Origin of the sequence: Synechococcus sp. 'PEA 65AY6A-5F PE A', from assembly GCF_047462575.1 — a bacterium.
In the GTDB taxonomy this organism is placed as follows: domain Bacteria; phylum Cyanobacteriota; class Cyanobacteriia; order Thermostichales; family Thermostichaceae; genus Thermostichus.
Genome location: NZ_JAOALE010000005.1, coordinates 24,921 through 46,267 on the forward strand (window position 1 = coordinate 24,921; position 21,347 = coordinate 46,267).

General features: G+C 61.5%; 15 protein-coding genes and 2 tRNA genes. 12 read left to right on the top strand and 5 right to left on the bottom strand.

Annotation, left to right across the window (positions count from 1 at the left end; translation table 11 throughout):
- Window positions 1-291 precede the first annotated feature (291 nt).
- Window positions 292-2,841, top strand: a complete 2,550-nt coding sequence (locus GG26_RS02940; RefSeq protein ID WP_011428933.1) for a DNA topoisomerase (ATP-hydrolyzing) subunit A — start codon at window positions 292-294, stop codon at window positions 2,839-2,841.
- 37 nt (window positions 2,842-2,878) lie between these two features.
- Here the strand turns inward: GG26_RS02940 and GG26_RS02945 are convergent, their stop codons facing one another.
- Complete coding sequence (locus GG26_RS02945) at window positions 2,879-3,382, bottom strand: hypothetical protein (RefSeq protein WP_228375381.1); 504 nt, start codon at window positions 3,380-3,382, stop codon at window positions 2,879-2,881.
- A 372-nt stretch (window positions 3,383-3,754) separates the two neighbouring features.
- Here GG26_RS02945 and GG26_RS02950 point away from each other — a divergent pair, with 372 nt between their 5' ends.
- The 3 genes from GG26_RS02950 to GG26_RS02960 all read left to right on the top strand — a co-directional run bounded on the left by GG26_RS02950 (window position 3,755) and on the right by GG26_RS02960 (window position 7,578).
- Complete coding sequence (locus GG26_RS02950) at window positions 3,755-4,630, top strand: SDR family NAD(P)-dependent oxidoreductase (protein WP_414388803.1); 876 nt, start codon at window positions 3,755-3,757, stop codon at window positions 4,628-4,630.
- A gap of 136 nt (window positions 4,631-4,766) precedes the next feature.
- Complete coding sequence (gene ftsH / locus GG26_RS02955; protein WP_414388805.1) at window positions 4,767-6,653, top strand: ATP-dependent zinc metalloprotease FtsH; 1,887 nt, start codon at window positions 4,767-4,769, stop codon at window positions 6,651-6,653.
- A 103-nt stretch (window positions 6,654-6,756) separates the two neighbouring features.
- Window positions 6,757-7,578, top strand: coding sequence for a class I SAM-dependent methyltransferase (locus GG26_RS02960; RefSeq protein WP_099812651.1), 822 nt, complete (start codon window positions 6,757-6,759; stop codon window positions 7,576-7,578).
- Here GG26_RS02960 and GG26_RS02965 read toward each other — a convergent pair.
- Both GG26_RS02965 and dnaA read right to left on the bottom strand, forming a co-directional pair.
- A complete protein-coding gene (locus GG26_RS02965; RefSeq protein WP_206336916.1) occupies window positions 7,575-8,240 on the bottom strand; it encodes a hypothetical protein in 666 nt (221 codons plus the stop codon). The two genes, GG26_RS02960 and GG26_RS02965, sit on opposite strands and share 4 nt — an antisense overlap.
- Before the next feature lie 194 nt (window positions 8,241-8,434).
- Window positions 8,435-9,838 carry a chromosomal replication initiator protein DnaA gene (dnaA, locus tag GG26_RS02970; protein ID WP_011428926.1) on the bottom strand — a complete coding sequence of 468 codons (1,404 nt, stop codon included), beginning with the start codon at window positions 9,836-9,838 and terminating at the stop codon, window positions 8,435-8,437.
- Between the two features lie 241 nt (window positions 9,839-10,079).
- Between dnaA and rpmH the strand changes: the two genes are divergently transcribed.
- The 8 genes from rpmH (at window position 10,080) to miaB (ending at window position 21,051) form a co-directional block, all read left to right on the top strand.
- Window positions 10,080-10,220, top strand: coding sequence for a 50S ribosomal protein L34 (gene rpmH / locus GG26_RS02975; protein ID WP_011431673.1), 141 nt, complete (start codon window positions 10,080-10,082; stop codon window positions 10,218-10,220).
- Window positions 10,221-10,310: 90 nt separating this feature from the next.
- Window positions 10,311-10,691 carry a ribonuclease P protein component gene (gene rnpA / locus GG26_RS02980; protein ID WP_011431672.1) on the top strand — a complete coding sequence of 127 codons (381 nt, stop codon included), beginning with the start codon at window positions 10,311-10,313 and terminating at the stop codon, window positions 10,689-10,691.
- Window positions 10,692-10,766: 75 nt separating this feature from the next.
- Complete coding sequence (smc, locus tag GG26_RS02985) at window positions 10,767-14,309, top strand: chromosome segregation protein SMC (RefSeq protein WP_414388809.1); 3,543 nt, start codon at window positions 10,767-10,769, stop codon at window positions 14,307-14,309.
- A 100-nt stretch (window positions 14,310-14,409) separates the two neighbouring features.
- Window positions 14,410-15,795, top strand: a complete 1,386-nt coding sequence (locus GG26_RS02990) for an SH3 domain-containing protein (RefSeq protein ID WP_414388811.1) — start codon at window positions 14,410-14,412, stop codon at window positions 15,793-15,795.
- Window positions 15,713-16,300: a Uma2 family endonuclease gene (locus tag GG26_RS02995; RefSeq protein WP_414388813.1), complete on the top strand. Its 588-nt coding sequence runs from the start codon at window positions 15,713-15,715 to the stop codon at window positions 16,298-16,300. The genes GG26_RS02990 and GG26_RS02995 overlap by 83 nt, the downstream gene beginning before the upstream one ends.
- A gap of 179 nt (window positions 16,301-16,479) precedes the next feature.
- Window positions 16,480-18,000, top strand: coding sequence for a S41 family peptidase (locus GG26_RS03000; RefSeq protein WP_041438701.1), 1,521 nt, complete (start codon window positions 16,480-16,482; stop codon window positions 17,998-18,000).
- 157 nt (window positions 18,001-18,157) lie between these two features.
- Entirely contained in the window at window positions 18,158-19,507 is a 1,350-nt protein-coding gene (locus GG26_RS03005) for an adenylosuccinate synthase (protein ID WP_414388815.1), read from the top strand.
- A 182-nt stretch (window positions 19,508-19,689) separates the two neighbouring features.
- Window positions 19,690-21,051 (top strand): tRNA (N6-isopentenyl adenosine(37)-C2)-methylthiotransferase MiaB, encoded by a 1,362-nt coding sequence (gene miaB / locus GG26_RS03010; protein WP_414388817.1) that lies wholly within the window; start codon window positions 19,690-19,692, stop codon window positions 21,049-21,051.
- Here miaB and GG26_RS03015 read toward each other — a convergent pair.
- Both GG26_RS03015 and GG26_RS03020 read right to left on the bottom strand, forming a co-directional pair.
- Window positions 21,051-21,122: transfer RNA gene (locus tag GG26_RS03015), tRNA-Thr, on the bottom strand. The genes miaB and GG26_RS03015 overlap by 1 nt on opposite strands.
- 4 nt (window positions 21,123-21,126) lie before the next feature.
- Window positions 21,127-21,212 (bottom strand) — tRNA-Tyr (locus GG26_RS03020).
- Window positions 21,213-21,347 lie beyond the last annotated feature (135 nt).

Sequence of the window (21,347 nt, forward strand, 5' to 3'; positions counted from 1 at the left end):
AACATCTCAGCCAACCTGCAAAGACTTCGTCCCGCTGACGCCATCAGAAGAGTAAGCAGAACCTTGGGGCTTTGCCTCGAGGAACTGTCTGGGGGCGTCTTGACAGCGCCTTTACGAGGTCGTTGTTGAACTGCGTAAGAATCCCCTGCCTTTAGGCGGTGGGAGTGTCAAATAGCACGGCGGAGCCGCCACCCCACTCCCCCGTTTCAAAAACGGCAGCGGCTGGGTGGGGTCGCAAAAGCTGCGGAAACGGCTACAGTAACCTGGAAAGCGTTCCGCTCCTAATGAGCCATGACTCAGCAACTGACTCTCGACGGACTGGGATCTGGATCGGGTGGGGGATCCCGTCTAGGGCGAGTAATCGTAACCGATTTGCAGGGGGAGATGCAGCGCTCCTACCTGGAATATGCCATGAGCGTGATCGTGGGGCGGGCCTTGCCGGATGTGCGGGATGGCCTCAAGCCGGTGCATCGCCGCATCCTCTACGCCATGCACGAGCTGGGCCTGACGCCGGATCGCCCCTACCGCAAGTGCGCGCGCGTCGTGGGGGACGTGCTGGGGAAATATCACCCCCACGGGGATCAGGCGGTCTATGACGCGCTGGTGCGCATGGCACAAGACTTTTCCAGCCGCTACCCCCTGGTGGCGGGGCACGGCAACTTCGGCTCGGTGGACGACGACCCGCCGGCGGCCATGCGCTACACGGAGTGTCGGCTGGCGGAGCTGAGCCACACAGCCCTTCTGCAGGGGATCTCCGAAGCAATTGTGGACTTTATGCCCAATTTCGACGGCTCCCAGGCGGAGCCCACCGTCCTGCCGGCCCGCCTGCCCATCTTGCTGCTCAACGGCTCTGCTGGCATTGCCGTGGGCATGGCCACCAACATCCCGCCCCACAACCTGGGGGAAGTGGTGGACGGCCTGCTGGCTTTGATCGACGAGCCCGATCTCAGCCCTGAGGAGCTGTTGCGCTGGATCCCGGGGCCGGACTTTCCCACCGGCGGCCAAATTGTCGATGGCCAGGGGATCCGCGAGGCCTACCTCACCGGCCGCGGCTCCATCACCCTGCGGGGAGTGGCCCGCTTTGAGGAGATCCAGCCGGGCAGAGGACGCCACCGCCGGCCCGCCCTGATCATCAGCGAGTTTCCCTATCAGGTGAACAAGGCTGCCTGGCTCGAGAAGGTGGCCGAGCTGGTCGCCCAAGACCGTCTCAGCGGCATCGCAGATTTGCGGGATGAGTCGGATCGCAGCGGCATGCGCGTGGTGGTGGAGCTGAAGCGGGAGGCCAACCCGCAGGCGGTTTTGCAGCAGTTGTACAAGCTCACCCCCTTGCAGAGCACCTTTGGGGTGATCCTGTTGGCCTTGGTGGAGGGAAAACCCCAGCAGCTCAGCTTGAAGCAGATTTTGCAGCACTTTTTGCAATTTCGCGAGGCCACTCTCAAGCGGATGTTTCGCGCCGAACTGCAGCAGGTACAGCGCAAAGCCGAAGAGGTGGCGGGGATGGTGCTGGCCCTGGCCGATCTGGAAGGGGTAATCGACCTGCTGCGGCAAGCGCCCGATAGCGCCACGGCCAAAGCCCAGCTGCAAACCCGCTTGGGCTGCACCTCCCAGCAGGCGGAGACGATCTTGGCCATGCCCCTGCGCCGCCTGACAACCTTGGAGCGGGAGCGCCTCTATCAAGAGCAAGCCGAGCTGCAGGCCCGCATCGCCGAGCTGCAGGGACTGCTGCAAGATCGCCGCAAGCTCTTGAATTACCTGAAAAAAGAGCTGCGACACTTGAAAAAAACCTTTGCGGATCCCCGGCGCACCCAGATTCTCTCGGCCTCGGAACTGGAAGCGGAGGCGGCCCAGATCCCCGGCGGCGAAGCCGGCGAAGACAGCCGCTTTCTGCTGCAACTCACCCGCAAAGGCTACGTGCGCCGCCTGCCTCTGCCTGGGCCTCGCTCCCGCAGCAACCCGGCGCAGCGGGAATTGGGAGAAGATACCCTGGTCAGCCTGGAATGCGTGACCCCAGAGCAGGCAATCTTGGTGCTCACCGCCAGCGGCAGGGCTTTCACCGTGCCCATCGAAGGGATCCCCCTCAGCACCGGCTCCTCGCGGGGGGTGCCTCTGGTCACCCTTCTCCCCAACCCCGAGCCGATTGTTGCCGCCTTCCCGTTGGATCCCGTTCGCGTCAGCGGTGCGGAGCACTCTCCCGGCGAGGCCAGCTTGGTGGTGCTCAGCCGGCAGGGGCGGATCAAGCGGGTGGCCTTGGCGGAGCTGGTGGGCCTCAGCCAACGGGGAGCCGCCGTCTTGAAGCTCAAAGAAGGAGACGAGCTGGGCTGGGCGGCCCTTTGGCATCCCGGCCACCAAGGCTACAGCGTTGTCCTGGCCACCTCCGGCGGGCGGGTGCTGCGGCTGGACGCCGAACAGATCCCCTTGATGGGTCGGGCAGCTATGGGATCCCCAGCTCTACGTTTGGGGCGCACAGAACAGATCGTCGGTATGGCGCTGCTGCCCCCGCAAGGGATCTTAGTTTTGGCCAGCCGGTCGGGGTATTTGAAGCGGCTACCCCTGGGCGAGATCCCCATCCTGGAGCAGGGTAAAGTGGGCGTGTCGGCCTTTCACTTCTCCAACAAAGGGGATGGCTTGGTGGGCTTGGTGGGTTTTCCCCCCGATCTGGCGGCGCACCCCCATCTGCAAGTGGATGTGATCGCGGAGTCCGAGCGGGTACACTCCTTCTCTCCTGAGGAAATTCCCCTGCAAGGCCGGTCCGGCGGCGGATCCCTGTTGGTCAAGGGGGAGCAGGTTAGGGAGTTGCGCCTGTTTTGGCCGCAGTGGCTGCCGGAGGGCGGGATTGGATAGCTCTGGAGCTTTTGGGGGAAAGCAGAAGTCTGGATCGCTAGGACAGAGAGCCATCCCCAGGCGAGGCAGAATCAGGCGGCTGGGAGCCGGGATCCGGCGCTTCGGGATGGCGGACAGGCTTAGGGAGAGTGCCACCTGACTTAAGAACCAGGCAGCGCACAGTTTGGTGCAGTTCCTCCAGCAAAATGCCGATGGCGGAGCGGAAGTCCCGGTGGTCATCCCGCATTTGCTCCAAAATGGCGCGGATGACTTCCTTACAGTCCTTCAGGATGTGCTGCTGCTGGGCGATGATCTGCACCAGCTCGCTCTGTTCCTTGAGCAACTCTCGCAAACAGGTACGCAGCTCGTCCACCTGGTTTTGCCAAAGGGCTTGCCCCTCTCGCAACTCCATGACGCTGGTGCGCAAATCGGCGGTGGCATCGCGCAGGGCTTCGCTGTGGCGCCGCTCGGCCTCCAGTTGGCGTTGCTGCTCCTGCTGCTGTTGGCGCAGCTCGGAATTGGCCCTTAGGTTGGCTTCCGCCACTCTGAGCAATCGATCCAAGCAGGCCTCGGCGAGAGCCCAGCGCTCCTCCGGCAAGGAAGATCGGCCTCGGCTAGCCCGCCTGCGGAAATATCTTACGGTCACTGCACCTCGTACCTGTGGCAAGGACATTAGACTAGGCGTACACTCGAGCGAGGGAGTTTGTCCCAGCAAGTTGTCCATCGATCATACCGCTTTTCCCAACCCCCCCTGCAATTTGGGCGCGAAAAACCGTCTGAGCAGCTTCTGGGCCGCAGGGATCCATCCATCTGGCAGAGCACCCCTTGAGTTAGAAACAGCGGCCCAGCACCGCAGCCCAAGGAGCGAGGCTGCCTCTTTCCAGGGATCCCGGAAGTCCCTCTAGGATGAAGAAAGTTTGCAGAGAGGAAAGCCATGCTTTCACTAGCCAATCAGGTGGTGCTGATTACCGGCGCTTCTGCCGGCATTGGCAAGGCCGTCGCCCTGGAAGCGGCCAAACGCGGGGCCCGCTTGGTGCTGGCGGCCCGCCGGGAGGAGCTGCTACAAAACGTCAAGGACTTGGTGGAGAAGCAGGGGACAGAAGCGCTGGTGGTGCCCACCGACATGGCCGATACAGCCCAGGTGGAGGCGCTGGCCCAAAAGGCCCTGGATCGCTTTGGCCGGGTGGACATCCTGGTGAACAACGCCGGCTACGGCCAAATGGGACCGGTGGAAGAGGTGGATGTGGCGGCGATGCGGCGGCAGTTCGAGGTGAATGTGTTTGGTCTGCACGCCCTCACCCGCGCCCTCTTGCCCCAAATGCGGGAGCGGGGCAGCGGCCGCATCCTCAACCTCAGCTCCGTGGCCGGCCAGATGTCGATGCCTTTCAGTGGGGTTTACAGCGCCACCAAGTTCGCCGTGGAGGCCCTCAGCGACGCCCTGCGGGTGGAAGTGGCCCCTTTTGGCATCAAGGTTATCGTGATCGAGCCAGGGCCGGTGGCCACCGAGTTTGGCCGCGTGGCCGAAGAGACCTTTGCTGCTGTTGTCAATCCCAACGGCCCCTACAAAGCGATCTTGGACAAGGCTGCCGAGCTGGCCAGCTCGTTCCACAAAATGGCCTGGCCGGTGGAGAAGGTGGTGGAGCCGATCCTGAGAGCCATGACGGATCCCCACCCTTCCGACCGCTACACCGCTTTTACGGGCGGCAAGCTGGCGCTGGGGCTGATGCGGTTGCTGCCCGCCGCTCTGGCCGACTCTATGTGGCGGCGCGTCTATGGGCTGGATGGTCTGGGATCCCCCGGCTCGGCCTAACTGCAGGCTTGTGGCGGGCATCGGATGGGGCAGGGATCCCTCAGGAGCTCATCCTTGCGGGGGTAGGGTTGTGCCTTCCAGGAGGGACAGGTTAAGTTTGTTAAAGGACTTTTAATAACCGAGCGTTCTCTTCCCTATGAACAAGCCTCTATCTCCCCAGCGCTGGCTGATCGCCCTCCTGCTGGGCTTTTGTCTCTGGCAGGGATCCGGCCTAGCTCCTGCCCACGCCGCTCTGGCCTCTGCCCTCACCTATGACCGCTTCTTGCGCTATGTCGAGGAGGGTCGCGTTACCGATGTGCGCCTCCTCGATAACAACCTGGTAGCCGAAGTGACGGCTGTTGACCCACAAACGCAGCATTCCACCCGCTACCGGGTCAACCTGCTGCCCAACACCGTGCCGCAACTGGTGGATCGCCTCACCGAGCAGGGGATCGAGGTGGCTGTAGTGCCCACCCGCGATGGCAGCGCCTTCTGGGCGATCTTGGGCAACCTGGTCATCCCGGTGCTGCTGCTGGGGGGGTTGTTCTTGTTCCTGCGCCGCGCTGGCGGAGGAGCAGGCGGTCCTGGACAGGCGATGAACTTCGGCAAGTCGCGGGCCCGCTTCCAGATGGAAGCCAAAACCGGCGTCAAGTTTGACGATGTAGCCGGGATCGAGGAGGCCAAAGAAGAGCTGCAAGAGGTGGTTACCTTCCTGAAGAAGCCGGAGCGCTTCACTGCCGTAGGGGCCAAGATCCCCAAAGGCGTGCTGTTGGTGGGGCCGCCGGGGACGGGTAAGACCCTCTTGGCCAAAGCCATTGCTGGCGAGGCGGGAGTGCCTTTTTTCAGCCTCTCTGGCTCCGAGTTCGTGGAGATGTTCGTCGGCGTGGGGGCCTCGCGGGTGCGGGATCTCTTTAAGAAGGCCAAGGAGAATGCTCCCTGCATCGTCTTCATCGACGAGATCGACGCGGTGGGCCGGCAGCGGGGAGCGGGCATTGGCGGCGGCAACGACGAGCGCGAGCAAACCCTGAACCAGTTGCTTACGGAAATGGATGGGTTTGAGGGCAACTCAGGGGTAATTGTTATTGCCGCAACCAACCGCCCGGATGTGCTGGATGCGGCGCTCCTACGGCCTGGACGCTTCGACCGCCAGATCACCGTGGATCGGCCCAGCTTCAAGGGGCGCTACGAGATCTTGCGCGTGCATGCCCGCAACAAGAAGCTGGCAGAAGAGGTCAGCCTGGAGGCCATTGCCCGCCGCACCCCTGGCTTTGCCGGCGCCGATCTGGCCAACCTGCTCAACGAGGCGGCCATCCTGGCGGCCCGCCGTCAGCACAAAGCCATCACCAACCAGGACATCGACGACGCCATCGACCGCATCACCATTGGCCTGACCAAGCCGCCGCTATTAGACGGCAAAAGCAAGCGCCTCATCGCCTACCACGAGTGCGGCCATGCTCTGTTGATGACCCTCTTGCCCCATGCGGATCCCTTGAACAAGGTAACGATCATCCCCCGTTCCGGAGGTGCCGGCGGCTTTGCCCAGCAACTGCCCAACGAGGAGCAGATCGACTCCGGCATGTACAGCCGCGCCTGGCTGTTGGATCGGGTGGTGGTCGGTTTTGGCGGTCGGGCGGCGGAGGAGATCGTCTTTGGCTACTCGGAAGTGACGACGGGGGCCAGCAACGACCTGCAGCAAAACACCAACCTGGTGCGGCAAATGGTGACCCGCTTTGGCATGTCCGAGCTGGGGCCCCTGATGTGGGATCCGCCCAACAACGAAATCTTTTTGGGCGGCGGCTGGATGAACCGCGTCGAGTACTCCGAAGATGTGGCCGCCAAGATCGACCGGCAGGTGCGGCAAATCCTGGAGAGCTGCTACCAAAGAGCGAAGCAAATCCTGCTGGAGCACCGGGCGCTGCTGGATCGCCTGGCCGACACCCTGGTGGAACGGGAAACCCTAGATGGGGACGAGTTTCGGGCCATTGTGGCAGAATACGTGCCCATCCCCGAGAAGATCGGCTTGCCCAGCCCGAAGACGGCTTGAGGGATCTCCTCTCGCTGCGGGATTGATTAACCTGGGAGGGTGGTTGTTGGGGCCGGCGCCCGGCAACTGCCCTTTTGTTTTGCGGCTGTCGTCAGGTTGTGTCATGCTCTCTTCTCTCTCTGCCTTGCCGGTTCACCTCTACCGCTGTCTGAGCTGTGGTCAGGAAGGGCTGAACCTGCCACCGGGACGTGAGCCGGGAGCCGCGGCGGATCGGGTTTACTGTCCCCGTTGCGGCCAGATCTACCCCATCACCGCCTTTGGAGCGGTGGATTTTTTGGCCGCCGCGCGGGACTTGCCGCTCACTCCCGCTCAGGCCATTGCCCATCTGCCCGGGTTTGCCTGGGGCTACGATCGCCTCTGGCGGCCTTGGGCGCTGTCGCTGTTGTCGGGGGAGCGTTTCGGCAGCGAGCGGGAAGGCCAATTGCTGGCGGAACTGGTGGGGGAGGCAGATCCCGTCTTGGATTTGGGCACGGCAGGGGGGTACTGGAGCCGCCTCCTCTTGGCCAGGGATCCGCAGCGGACGGTGATCGGCCTAGACAACGCGACGGGAGTGCTGGCGGAGGCGGCCCAGCAGGCCCAGCCCCACTGGCAGCGCTACAGCCTGGTGCGAGCCCGGGCGGAGCAGCTTCCCCTGGCCTCTGGAGCCTTTGGGGCGGTGATCAGCGGCGCCACCCTGAACGAGGTGCCGTTGGATCCCTGTCTGCGGGAAGTGGCCCGTGTTTTGAAACCGGGAGGGGTGTTTGTCTCGATGCACAGCCAGCAGGTGCAGGGATGGGGGCAGAGGGTGCAGCAGTTGCTGGAGGCGACCGGCCTTCGCTTTTTCTCCGCAGACCAGTTGCGCTGGCACTTTGCCCAGGTGGGGTTGCGCTTGGAGCGCTATCTCAGCTTCGGCTGGGTGGCTTTTGTGCAGGCAGTGCGCCTCTAGGGGATCCACTCCAGGCCAACGCCAAAGCTGGATTCCCGCGCCAAGGTGGAGTGGCGCAGGCTGTAGCGGGCAGCAAGACGAAGGGAAGGGCTAATGGCGTAGGCGGCGGTGATCTCCGCTAGGGTGGCCTGTCCTTCTTCCGGCTCCTGCGGGGCCACCCAAGTGTAGCTGCCAGTCAAGTCGGCGGCTCCGGGAGCCAGGGCCAAAACAACAAAGGCCCCATAGCTCACCCCGCTGAGGCGGCGGTTTTTTTCTTCCAAGGCTCGATAGCCCAGTTGGGGGGCCAGGTTCAAGCGGGAGCCCATAGGGGCGAGAAAGTAGCGCACCTCTGACCCGTACTGGCGGATTTCTGGGTTCTCAGAAGATTGGCGATAGTCGCCGCTGAGGGTGAGGCGATCTCCCAGGCGCAAGTCCTGCAGGCTGATTCGCCACTCAGAAGCCGACTCGAAACCCGCCTGCAAACGGGTGGGCAAGACGGGAGTATTGCGGATTTCTTCCAGGAGATTGGGCGGACTTTGCAGCCAGCGGCGCAACACGGGGCTATCCTCCACAATTTGGCTATCCAGCCCCAGATCTAAAACGCCTGAGAGCGCGGTTGGCCGCGGATCTGCTTCCTTGCGGCCCGCTTGGGTCGAATGGGCCCAGGCCGGCCATGCTGGCATCAGCCCAGCCCCAAGGAGCAGCATACCCAAGCAAAGTCCTTTGCCAGATTGCCCTACCACCTGCAACCCCCGCCCCTCCCGTCCTTAACTGTAGCTGCTTCCAATAGGAGCTTTCACGCCAGCTCGCGGGCGCCGCGGCTCTCAGCAGCGTAGGATGACACCCCAAGGACGGTTCAACAATGGCAAGGCAAAGACTAGCGGTTTCGGCTGTTGGCCATGACTCGCAGCCGCTGGGCCAGGTTTTGCAGTTGCCGCTCAAATTGCAGATTTTCCCGCTGCAACTGGCTAACTTTTTCACAGCTATAGAGAACGGTGGTGTGATCTTTCCCGCCAAAGTAATCGCCAATTTTGGGCAAGCTAAGATTGGTATGGTGACGCATCAAAAACATGGCAATTTGCCGCGCCTGGCTGATGTCCCGCTTGCGAGAGGATCCCAATAAGCTTTCTCGGTCGACGCCGAATTCTTCACAGACCACGTCAATAATCATGTCGGGCGTGATCTCCTTGGGCTCGCTGGGGGGGTTGAGAATGGGCTGAATCGTCTCCACACTCATCGGCAGGCCAGAAATGGAGACGTAGGCAACGGCACGGATGAGGGCGCCCTCCAGCTCGCGAATGTTGCTGGTGTAGGTGGTAGCAATGTATTCGATCACCTCAGGCGGTAGGATCATCCCCTCGTACTCGGCTTTTTTCTTGAGAATGGCCATGCGGGTCTCGATGTCCGGCGGCTGAATTTCCGCAATCAAGCCCATCGAAAACCGAGAACAGAGCCGCTCCTGCAGCCGAGGGATGAGGTGAGGGGAGCGGTCGGCAGCTAGCACGATCTGTTTGCCCGACTCGTGCAACGTATTAAAGGTGTGGAAAAACTCCTCTTGGGTGTACTCTTTGCCTTCGATAAATTGAATGTCGTCCACCAATAAAATATCCACATCTCGATAGTGCTCCCGGAAAGACTGCATGCTGTCTCGCCGGATGGCATCGATTAAATCGTTGGTAAAGCGCTCGGTGGACACGTAAAAGACCTTGGCCCGCGGATTCGCCTCCAGTTGGTAGTGGCCGATGGCCTGCATCAGGTGGGTTTTGCCCAGCCCTACCCCGCCGCAGAGAAACAAGGGATTGTAGGCCCGCCCAGGCTTGTCGGCCACGGCCAGAGCCGCTGCATGGGCCATGCGGTTGTTGGGGCCGACCACAAACCGCGAGAAGGAATACTTGGGGTTGAGATCCGGGGCTCGCATGGGCAGGCTGCCGCTCACCTCCAGCCCCAAGGGGGCGGAAGCAGGAAAACTGCCGGCCTTGCGGGAGGTTGAGGCCACAGCCGTTGAAGGAGCTTCTTCCTCGACCAAAGCCTGGGGAGCGACGGAAAACTCCACTTGCAAAGGGATTCCGGCCACCCGCTGCACCACCTCGGTGATGGTGGAGGCGTAGTGCTTTTGCAGCCAGCCCCGCGCCCATTCGCTAGGAGTGGAGATGGTGAGGCGGTTGTCCACCAAGGATTCAGCTCGCGCCGTCTTGATCCAAGCCTCAAAAGTTGGACGGCTGAGCTGCACCTGTAGATGCCCCAAAGCTTCGTCCCAGAGTCGATCTAGGGAGATGTCCACACCACACACCCAAAGCGACACAGCCAAAGCCCAGCAAAGACAGGGGCGCCAACCCGGTGCCTCTGCTCTCTCGACTGGGATTGTAGGATCCCCAATTTAGCTGCTCGGCGTGAGGCGGCCAATCTAGCGATTTTCCGTCGAGTCTGCTACGATAAAGCTTTGCTAATTGTCTGCCGGTGAACTGGGCTTCTCCCTCGCCAGTCGCAGCAGGCCTTGTTGACAGGATGAGTTGGTCTCCACCATGACTCAGCGTACCCTTCGTGGCACCAATCGCAGACGCATTCGCGTCTCTGGGTTTCGGGCCAGGATGCGCACGGCAAGCGGGCGGCAGGTCTTGCGGCGGCGGCGGGCCAAGGGGCGTTATCGCCTGGCGGTTTCTTAAGGGTTAGCAGAGCCGATCCCATCTCAAACTCTTGGGGTGTCGGCGTCCAAGACGGGTTGACTCCTGCCTGGGATTCCCTTTCAGTGCCCAATGCTGCCTGCTCCTTATCGCTTGCGAGATCGGCGAGCTTTCCAGGCGCTTTACCAGGCGGGGCAGCGCCGTTCCGGTGCAGGCTTGATCCTTTTGTTTCAGCCGATGCCGGCGGGGTGCGAAGGGATCCCCAGCCAGGTGGGGCTGGTGATCGGGAAAAAGGTGAGCAAATCTGCTGTCAAGCGGAATCGGCTGCGACGCCGGTTGCGAGAAATCTTGCGGCCCCTGTGCCCAAACCTGAAACCCGGATACCGGCTACTGCTCATCTCCAAGCCCAACCTGCTCACCTATAAGTGGCCAGAGCTACAGGCAGAGGTGCATCGTCTTTTGCAAAAGGCCGATCTGCTCGTCAGCCCGAGCCCAGATCCTGAGCCTTCTTAGAAGCTGGGCAGGCTGCGCTACCCGTGCTAGCCTGGTGCCATCATCTGCTGCTGGCTGCGCTAGATATGGGGCGGGATGTACATCAAGCGGATCGAGCTGACCCGATTTAAGTCCTTTGGCAGCACGACCTCGCTGCCCCTGTTGCCGGGTTTTACGGTCATCTCCGGCCCCAACGGCTCCGGCAAGTCCAACATCCTGGATGGGATCCTGTTCGCGCTGGGGCTATCGTCCTCGCGGGGGATGCGGGCAGAGAGGCTTTCGGATCTGGTGCATTCTGGCAGCCTCAGCAGCAACCGGCGGGTAGAGACCCACGTCGCCGTCACCTTCGATCTGGGGCCGGGAGAAGACGGCCAGCCGAGAGAATGGAAAGTCAGCCGTCGGCTGCGGGTCAGCCCCGGCAAGGGAGAGGATCCCGATTCCCTGCCCTACACCAGCACCTTCTACATCAACGATGTGCCCTGCACCTTGAGCGAGCTGCACGAGCAACTGGAGGCGATGCACATCTACCCCAACGGCTACAACGTGGTCCTGCAGGGGGATGTTACCAGCATCATCTCCATGAACTCCAAGGAGCGGCGGCAGATCCTCGACGAATTGGCGGGGGTGGCCACCTTCGACCGCAAGATCGCCCAGGCCAACGCCAAGCTGGAGGTGGTGCGCGAACAAATTGAGCGCTTCCGGCTCATCGAGCAGGAATGGCAAGCCCAAGGAGAGCGGCTGCTCAGGGAAAGCGAAAAGGCGCAGCAGTACCAGCAGTTGCGGCTGCAGTGGCAAACGCTGGAGCGACAGCAACGGGTGTTGCTTTGGCGGCATTTGCAAGCCCAAGTGGAAGCAACCCAGGCAGCCATTCGGCAGCTTCTGGAGGCTCAGGAGCAAGCCACTGTTCAGGTGCAGACCTTGAGCGAGCAGTTACAGCAGGCGGAAGCCGCCCTGAGCGAGCTGCAAAGCCGCATCCACGCCCTCGGAGAGGAAGAATACCTGCACCTGCAAGCCCAGATCGCTGCCGCCGAAGTGCAACGGCAACAGCTCAGCCAACAGATCGCCGCCTGGCAGCAGGAAATCGAGCAAACGCAGCGCCTGCAGCAGGAGCGCCAAACCCAACAGCAGCACCTGCAGGCAGAGCTGGAACGCCTGCAAAGCCAACAGGAGCAACTGGCCCAGGCCCAGGGATCCCTGCAAGCCCAGGTGCAGAAAGCCCAAATCAGCCTAGAACAAAGCCGCGAACAACTGCGGGCCCTGGCCCAATCTGCCGAGGCCTGGGTCAAGCAGCAGCGCTACCTCACCCGCCACCTGGAAGAGATCCGCGCCGAACAAGAGCCTTTGCAACAGGAGCAAATTCGCCTGCAAGAGCGCCAACGGCAACTGGCGCGACAAGTCCAAGACACCCAAACTGAGATCGCCCAGATTGAAGAATGGCTGGGATCCCACCTGGCCCTCACCGCCGAGCTGGAACAGGCCTGCCGACAGTCGGAAGCCCAGGTGCAGGCCCTGGCGCAAGAGCTGGCGCAACTGCAAGCCAACCTGGAGCTGGATCGCGCCACCCACGAGCGGCTGGCCGCCGAGTTCCACGCCAAGCAGCGGCAACTGGACAAGTGGGAGACCCGCCGCCAACTGCTGCAAGAATCCCAGGGATCCCGCGCCACCCAGGCCATCCTGAGCGCCCGCCTGCCGGGGGTTTTGGGATTGGTGGCCCAGTTGGGGCAGGTGGATCCCCAGTATCAACTGGCGCTGGAGATTGCGGCAGGCAACCGACTGCACTTTGTGGTGGTGGAAGATGAAAGCGTCGCCGTCAGCGCGATCAACCTCTTAAAGCGGGAAAAACTGGGGCGCGCCACCTTTTTGCCCCTCAACAAATTGCAGCCCGCCCGCCCGCCCGCCCCCCTCAACTTAAACGGTCTGATCGACTACGCCATCCGCCTGGTGCACTTTGAAGAGCGCTACCGAGATGTTTTTGGCTTTGTGTTCGGCTCCACCCTGGTTTTCCAGAGCCTGGAGCTGGCCCGGCCCTACATCGGCCAGCACCGCATGGTCACCCTGGAAGGGGAGCTGCTGGAAACCTCGGGAGCCATCACTGGCGGCACCGGCCCCCAACGAGCTGGGGTCCATTTTTCTGCGGGCGAACACTCGGAAGGGGAAGCCCTGCGCGCCCGCCTGGCCGATCTGGAAGCGCTGCTGGCCGCCCTCGCCCCTCGCCTCCAAGCCGCCCAAGCCCGCGAAAAACAACTGGCCCAGGCCCTGCTCCTGGCCCGCCAGGACGCCCTGCAAGCCCAGCAATACCTGGAGCGGCACCAGGCCGACTGCCAAAACCAGCAGGCCCGCCTGCAACACCTGCAGGGATCCCTGGCGCAATGGCAAAGCGAAAGCCAGCAGATCCAAGAGCGGCTGCACCAGATTCAACTCCGCTGGGATCCCTTGCAACAGCGCCTGGCCGATCTCGCCCGCAAGCTCAGCCAACTGGAGGGATCCCCGGTCAACCAGCACTGGCAGCAATTGCAGCAGGCGGTACAGCAGCAGGAGAGCCACCTGGCGGAGCTGCAACACCACCTGGCCCACCTGGAGCGACAGCAGCAGGAGAACCTCAGCCAGCAACACCTGAAGCAGGCCCAGATCCAGCACCACCAGGAGCGCCTGCAAGAGGGCGAACGGCGTCAGGCCCAACTTCAAGAGCAAATCGCCCAGGCCCAGGCCACTCTCGCCCACATCCAGCAGCACATTGCCGAGCAACGGCAACAGATGGGCCAGATCGAAGCCCGCCTCGCCCACCTGCGCCAAGAGCGGGAGCGGCAAGAATTTCAACTGCGCGCCCAACAGCAGCAGCTCCAACGCCTGGAATGGGAACGCTACCACGCCCTCACCCAACAGCAGGAAAAAGAGGCCATCCTTGCCCAACTGCAAGCCCAACTGCAAGCCGCGGCCCAAGAGCTGCCGGATCCCCTTCCCCCCCTGCCCCCCCACCTGACCCTGGACGAGCTGCAACGGCAAAAACGCAAAATCGAAGAGCAATTGCGATCCCTGGAGCCGGTGAACATGTTGGCCATCGCCGAATACGAACAGATCCAGGCCCGCCTAGGGGATCTCAGCGCCAAACTGGAAACCCTGCACCAAGAGCGCACCGAATTGTTGCTGCGCATCGAGAACTTTTCCACCCTGCGCCGCCAAGCGTTTTTGGATGCCTTCCATGCCATCAACGGCCATTTCCAGACCATCTTTGCCCAGCTTTCCGAGGGAGAGGGCTATTTAGAATTGGAGAACCCAGAGGATCCGTTGGCCGGGGGTTTGACCCTGGTGGCCCGCCCCAAAGGCAAGCCAGTGCGTCGTCTCAGCGCCATGTCGGGCGGAGAAAAATCCTTGACGGCCCTCAGCTTTATTTTTGCGTTGCAGCGCTATCGCCCCTCTAGCTTTTATGCCTTTGACGAGGTGGACATGTTTTTGGATGGGGCCAATGTAGAAAAATTGGCCGACATGATCTGGCAGCAATCCCGCCAGGCGCAATTCTTGGTGGTCAGCCTGCGCCGTCCCATGCTTGAAAAAGCGGAGCGCACCATTGGAGTGACCCAAGCTCGCGGCGCCTACACTCAAGTGATCGGCCTAGTCAACCCCACCGCTCACGTCGGCTAAAGCACCCAGCAGGCGGCAATCGCGGCGGGATCCCATCTCGCTTGCTATCTAGAGAAGAGCGTAGATTCCAAAAACTCCGCAGGGCAAACCATTTCAGCAGATGTTGATGAAAATGCAAGCTCTTCTATCCCAAAGCTGCCGATCGATATTGAGCTTGAGGAAAATCCCATCAGCATTGTCGATAGCACCAACGCTACTACTTTTGGGCGGCAATGTCTTTTCTCCAACAGCGCAATTCCTGGACAAGGGTGGATCCAAGGCAGAAGCTCCTACAGCTTCCCTTCAAGTTTTGTCGGCTTTGCCAGCTGCCACAGCGAGAACTTGGGTCGCGCAAACCTTGCCAAACCCCGGCAGCTCTGGTGATCGCACTGCCATAAGGCAAGCTGTGCTCACCGACCCATTGATCAACGAGTATCTCCGACAAGCAGCAGCTCGATCTCCCGGTGTGCCGGTTCATCCTCTGGAAACCGGAGCAATCGCCATTGCCGAAAACTATGCTCTGGTTGAAGTCTCTGCCGGAGTTGGCGACCTTCCGGTAATTGATGGCTGCTATTTGCTTAAAAAACACAGTGGTCAGTGGGTAGTGGTGGCTCAGGCGGGCTGGGAGCCAGGGCTAAGCATTAATCCAAGTTGGCTCTCGACAGTGCTAGATGTGCCCAAAGATGTTGTCAGTCGGCTAATTGATACACTTCGCAGTGCCGGCAAGGAGGTTGAGATCGACGACACCTTGTACACAGATGTCCCCCTGCCCTGCATTACTCAGATAGAGGATCCCAATCCGCCGACTAATGTACGATCGACACCCGCTGTAGCCGCAGGCAATGTTATCGGTCAACTGCCCAATGGAACCGAAGTGCGGGTCATGGAAGTACTCAACGGCTGGCTCAAGATTCGACAGCCATTGGTGGGCTGGGTATCGATGGGTCTGACACGGGTATCCTGTGGCAACTCGCTAGCAGAAGTGGAAAAGAATCTAGAAGCTCTGCATTCTCTGGAAGGGGAACTGGCCATAGAAGCCGCCGATACCTTGGTGCGATACCTCTATCGGGGTGCAGAGGGATCCTTTGCCGCAGCGGCGCTGGACCACTTCAACAAGCTTGCCATCAACCGGTTTTATGCTCTGAAAATGGTGCTTGACAGGCACACTGAAGAGGTGCGTCGTCACGTATTGCAGCAAGCCATCGCAGCAGGGATCCATCCTCAAGCCCGGACACACTTCGAGCAGGAAATTGCCCAGAGCAAGACTCTCTCCCCTACTCTCAAGACCTGGAAAACGTTGAATCAGAGCCAAACCAGACTGAGACTTTATAAACTAGAGCCAGGGCTCCCAATTGCTTCCTATTGCCCTTCAGCAGGGGGTTATTCTGGAATCCAGTTTTGCATGGGAATGTCCAGTTCATGCCATGACGGCCTTGACGCTCAATCTCAGCCCCTTGATGACTCTGACGCGAGAGGATTTTATCCGGCTATGTGCGGCCAATCCTGAGCTAAAGCTAGAGCGCACTGCCCGAGGAGAGCTGGTGATCATGTCCCCCACTGGCGGTGAAGTTGGCCACTGGAATGCAGAGATCACCACAGAGCTAACCCTCTGGAATCGCCAATCAGGCCGAGGCAAAACCTTTGATTCTTCCACGGGGTTTTCTCTGCCTTCAGGCAGCGACCGCTCTCCTGACCTGGCCTGGATCCCGCTGGAAAAGTGGGAGGCTCTGGATCCCCAGACCCGCCAGGGATTCTTGCCCCTGTGTCCTGACTTTGTGGTGGAGATCCTCTCGCCCACCGATTCTTGGGTTCAAGCCCAGGCCAAGATGCAGGAGTACATAGACAACGGCTGTCGCTTGGGGTGGCTTTTGGATCCCAAGGCCAAGCGGGTGATGATCTACCGGGCAGGACAGGCGCCGGAGCTAGTGGAAGACCCAGAAACCTTGTCGGGAGAAGACGTGCTCCCCGGCTTCACCCTGCCTATCCGCACAATCTGGTCTGCCGAGAGCTAGGGCACACCCGCGCTGCTTCGGGATCCGAACCGGGAAACGCCCAGACAGAGGCAAGAGGGCAAGACAACCAGTAGTGTCTCATGATTTAAAAAACAAGTATTTGGCCCTGCCGACAGTGGTAGAGGAGATTGCCCAGAGTTTATCCTATTCACAGCATCTGCAAACAAGGGCAGGCCACCATGAAGGGATTTGCGCGGGCAGTTCAGGTGTGGGGCACAGTCGGGGCGCTCAGCGGAGTCCTTTCTGGCAGAGTGATGGGGCAAGCGGCCTTGCCCCCTGTGCCGGTCATGCCCTCAGTTGAGGATCCGATTGCGAATCCGATTTCTCCCTTCCAGGGTGCGTCGCCCGATCTGGGCATCCCGGCAGCTCCTCCTTTGCCAGCAATGGGCCAGGATTTGCGCTATCTGGTGGAGTTGTTCATCAACGAGTCTTGGCAGGCGGGCAAGCAAGCCGCTGCGGTTAACTACAACGACCTCTACACCCGCCTGTTGGCCCGCACCTACAGCGATCCCCGTCCGCCCATCGAAGTCGAGTACGAGCTGATTCGAGAGGTTCTGCGCGAATACGGGGATCCCGCCGATCGCTTCTGGGATCCCCAAAGCTTCAGGGACTTGCTCAACCGCCCTCGTCCACCCCTGCAGGCGCGTCAGATTGGGCCGCGCCAGGTTTACCTGGCAGTGCCGGAGCTCACCCCTGCCACAGCCCAGCAGATCCGCCAAGCCCTCTACACCCAGGATTACAGCCAAGGCATTGTCCTCGACCTGCGCAGCTCGGTGGGCTATGACCCGCAAGTGATAGCGGATGTGGCACGCCTATTCTTGCCCCGCTCCGTGCAGCCGCTGCTGGTTACCGAAGACCGCTTTGGCCAGCCTACCCCCTGGAACAGCGAAAACCTGCCACTGGCTGCTGGGATCCCATCGGCCGTCCTGGTCGACGGCAACACCCGCCAGGGGGCCACCCTCCTGGCGGCCCAGTTGGGAGCCAGCGGCAGCACCGTTATAGTAGGGCAACCCACTCAAGGCAGCGAACGCCAGACCCGCTTCTTTGCCCTTCCTTCTGGCGCGGCGGTGGAACTGGCCGTGGCCACCTGGAAGACAGGCGATGGACGCTCCCTAGCCCAGGGTTTGGTGCCCCTGCAAAAGGTGGAGGGGGATGAGAACGCCTGGCTAAAGGCCGCCCTAGAAGCGCTGGCCCTGCCCCGCCGCCCCAGCCCTCCCCCCCGCCCCACCGTCCTGGTGCAAGAGGGCCGTGTTGGTCGCTTTGTCCTGGGCATGGATACCCGCAACGTCGATACCCACCTCTTGGGCAACGTGGATTTGATCCCGGCCGAATCGCGGGCAAATGTATTTCAGCCCAACAGCGACCTGAAGATCTTCTACTTGCAGGACTACATCCTCTTTGCCTACCGCCGTCCGGGCGTCCTCAATAGCTTTTTTGCCGACCGCATCTACACCACCCAACCCGAAGCCATGACTGGCGAAGGGATCCGTATCGGCTCCACCTACTCGGAAGTGATCGCCATTTACGGCGGGCCTGGCGAGAACGGCTACAACGAGGTGGTGCCCTACCCCAAGGGGAGCCGAGAATATCTGCGCGACGATCGCTACTATGTCAACTACGACGCCCTTGGCCTGTCCTTTGCCTTTGCGGCGGGATCCAACCAGGTCACCGCCATTGGCCTGTTCAAGCCGGGGAGCTAAAGGGAGCGGGCTGCTGCCCTAGCGAGGGGTCGAAATTAATCGATTGTTAACGTTTTTGTCCGAAGCCCTCAACACTGCCTGGAGCAATGCGGTAAATTAGTGCAGCGACCCCGCAAAGGGGATTTTTTGTGCCGTTCAGAGACTGTAGGAGAAGCCCTTGGCAAACGTTGTGGTTGTCGGTGCCCAGTGGGGCGACGAAGGAAAAGGTAAGATCACCGACCTCCTCAGTGAAAAGGCGCATGTGGTCGTCCGCTACCAAGGCGGGGTTAACGCAGGACATACCGTGGTGGTGGGGGGCCAAATCTTTAAGCTGCACCTGATCCCCTCCGGCATCCTCTACCCCGACAAGCGCTGCATCATCGCCAGCGGCACGGTGATCGACCCTGAGGTGTTGCTGGCCGAGATCGACCAACTGCACCAACTGGGGATCTCCACCCACAACCTCTACATCGCCGAGACAGCCCACGTAACCTTGCCCTACCACCGCGTCATCGACGTGGCCGAGGAAGAGCGACGCGGCATCTACCGGCTGGGCACCACCGGGCGAGGCATTGGCCCTACCTACGCCGACAAGGCCGAGCGCATGGGCATCCGCGTCGTGGACTTGATGTACCCCGACCAACTGCGGGAGCGCCTCAGTTGGGCCATTCCCTACAAGAACGTTTTGCTGGAAAAAATCTACAACCTACCCCCTCTGGATCCCGAGCCGATCATCGAGCAATACCTGGCCTACGCGGAGCGGCTGCGCCCCTACGTCACCGACGCTGCCCTACTCCTCACCCAGGCCATCGAGGAGCGGCAGAACATCCTCTTTGAGGGGGCCCAGGGCACGCTGTTGGATCTCGACTACGGCACCTACCCTTACGTCACTTCCTCCCATCCCATCGCCGGCGGCGCCTGCGTGGGGGCTGGAGTTGGCCCCACCAGCATCGACCGGGTGATCGGGGTAGCCAAGGCTTACACCACCCGCGTCGGCGAAGGCCCCTTCCCCACCGAACTGAAAGACGAGATTGGCGCCTATTTGCAATCTGCCGGCGGCGAAGTCGGCACCACTACCGGGCGGCAGCGGCGCTGCGGCTGGTTCGACGGCGTAATCGGGCGCTACGCCGTGCGCATCAACGGCCTCGACTGCCTGGCCATCACCAAGCTGGATGTCCTGGATGCTCTGGACGAAATCAAGGTGTGTGTGGCCTACGAGTACCAGGGCCGTGAGATCCACCACTTTCCCAGTGACGCTCGGGTCTTTGCCCAGTGCAAACCCATCTACAAAACCCTGCCCGGCTGGAGGTGCTCCACCAAAGGCTGCCGCTCCGTTGAGGACTTGCCCCCCGAAGCCTACGACTACCTGAAGTTTTTGGCCCAGTTGATGCAGGTGCCGATTGCCATCGTCTCCCTGGGAGCCAGCCGCGACCAAACCATTATCGTGGAGGATCCCATCCACGGCCCCAAGCGCGCCTTGCTCTACCCCAACGGCCGCAAGCAAGTTCACGCCCTCATGCCCGACTGACGCGCCCTAGCTCAGTGGCTACTCTGCTGAGGGACACTGCTTAGCAAACCAGCCTGGGCCGCGCAGAGGGAGCCAAGGGAGAGGGATCTGCCCCCCAACCCTTACGTTGCCGCTACCGCCCCATAAGGATCCGCTAAGCTCAAAAAAGGTAGAGATTGCTGACCCTGTCTTCTGGTCTTGCCATGGCTGCTCCCACCTATTACACCATCACCTTCGGCTGTCAAATGAACCGGGCCGATAGCGAGCGCATGGCCGGGATCCTCGAGTCGCTGGGGTATGTGCCCGCCGAAGACGAGCTGCAGGCAGACTTAGTTCTCTTCAATACCTGCACCATCCGCGATAACGCTGAGCAAAAGGTGTATTCCTACCTGGGCATCCAGGCGCAGCGCAAGCGGAAAAACCCAGCCATCAAGCTCATCGTGGCCGGCTGCGTGGCCCAGCAGGAGGGGGAAAGGTTGCTGCGCCGCGTCCCCGAGTTGGATCTGGTCATGGGCCCCCAGTACGTCAACCGCCTTGGGGATCTGCTGGCCCAGGTGGAGGCGGGCAACCAGGTGGTGGCCACCGAGCCTGTCGAGATCCCGGAAGACATCACCAAGCCCCGCCGGGATAGCCGGGTGACAGCCTGGATCAACGTCATCTACGGCTGCAACGAGCGCTGCACCTACTGCATTGTGCCGTTGGTGCGGGGACGGGAGCAGTCGCGCCAGCCGCAGGCCATCCGCGCCGAGATGGAGGACGTGGCCCGGGCCGGCTACCGCGAGGTCACCTTGCTAGGGCAAAACATCGACGCCTACGGGCGGGATCTGGATCCCAAGACCAACCTGGCCAGCTTGCTGCGCTTTGTCCACTCGGTGGAAGGGATCGAGCGGATTCGCTTTGCCACCAGCCACCCGCGCTACTTTACTGAAGAGCTGATCGCCACCTGTGCCGAGCTGCCCAAGGTGTGCGAGCACTTCCACATCCCCTTCCAGGCGGGCAGCGACGCCGTCCTCAAGCGGATGCGGCGGGGCTACACCCAGGAGCGCTACCGCCAGCTCATCCAGCTCATCCGCCAGTACATGCCCGAGGCCACCATCAGCGCCGATGCCATCGTCGGCTTCCCCGGCGAAACGGAAGCCCAGTTTCAGGAAACCCTGCAACTGGTTCAGGATATCGGCTTTGATTTCCTCAATACTGCCGCCTACTCTCCCCGCCCTGGCACGCCGGCAGCCGAGTGGCCTGACCAGGTGCCGGAAGAGGAAAAAAGCGACCGCCTGCAACGGCTCAACCGCTTGGTCGCGGAGGTGGCTGCCGCCCGCAGCGCCCGGCTGCTGGGCCAGGTGCAGGAGGTGCTGGTGGAAGGCCCCAATCCCAAAAACCCCCGCCAGGCCATGGGGCGCACCCGCGGCAATCGCATCGTCTTCTTCGACGGCGATCCCGAGCAATTGCAGGGATCCCTGGTGCCAGTGCGCATCACTGCCACGCGGGCCTTTTCCCTCAGCGGCGAGATCGTCAAGCCAGGGGAAGAGAAACCTCAAGCGGCGGAACTTGGAGCCTGCACGTAAGCCCACGACGAGGATTGAACTCGTGACCTCCCCCTTACCAAGGGGGTGCTCTGCCACTGAGCTACGTGGGCGGCATGGTGGGCCGAGTTGGATTCGAACCAACGTAGGCATAAGCCAGCGGATTTACAGTCCGCCCCCTTTAACCACTCGGGCATCGACCCTTGGACACTGGCTTCCTATATTAGCAGAAAGTGCTGCCCAAGATCGAATCCAGGCGAGAAGAGCTGTCTTGGGGACGGGAGCTAAACAGGGAGGGAGTTCCCGGCAAGACATCATGCCCTACCTTGCGGGGGCTG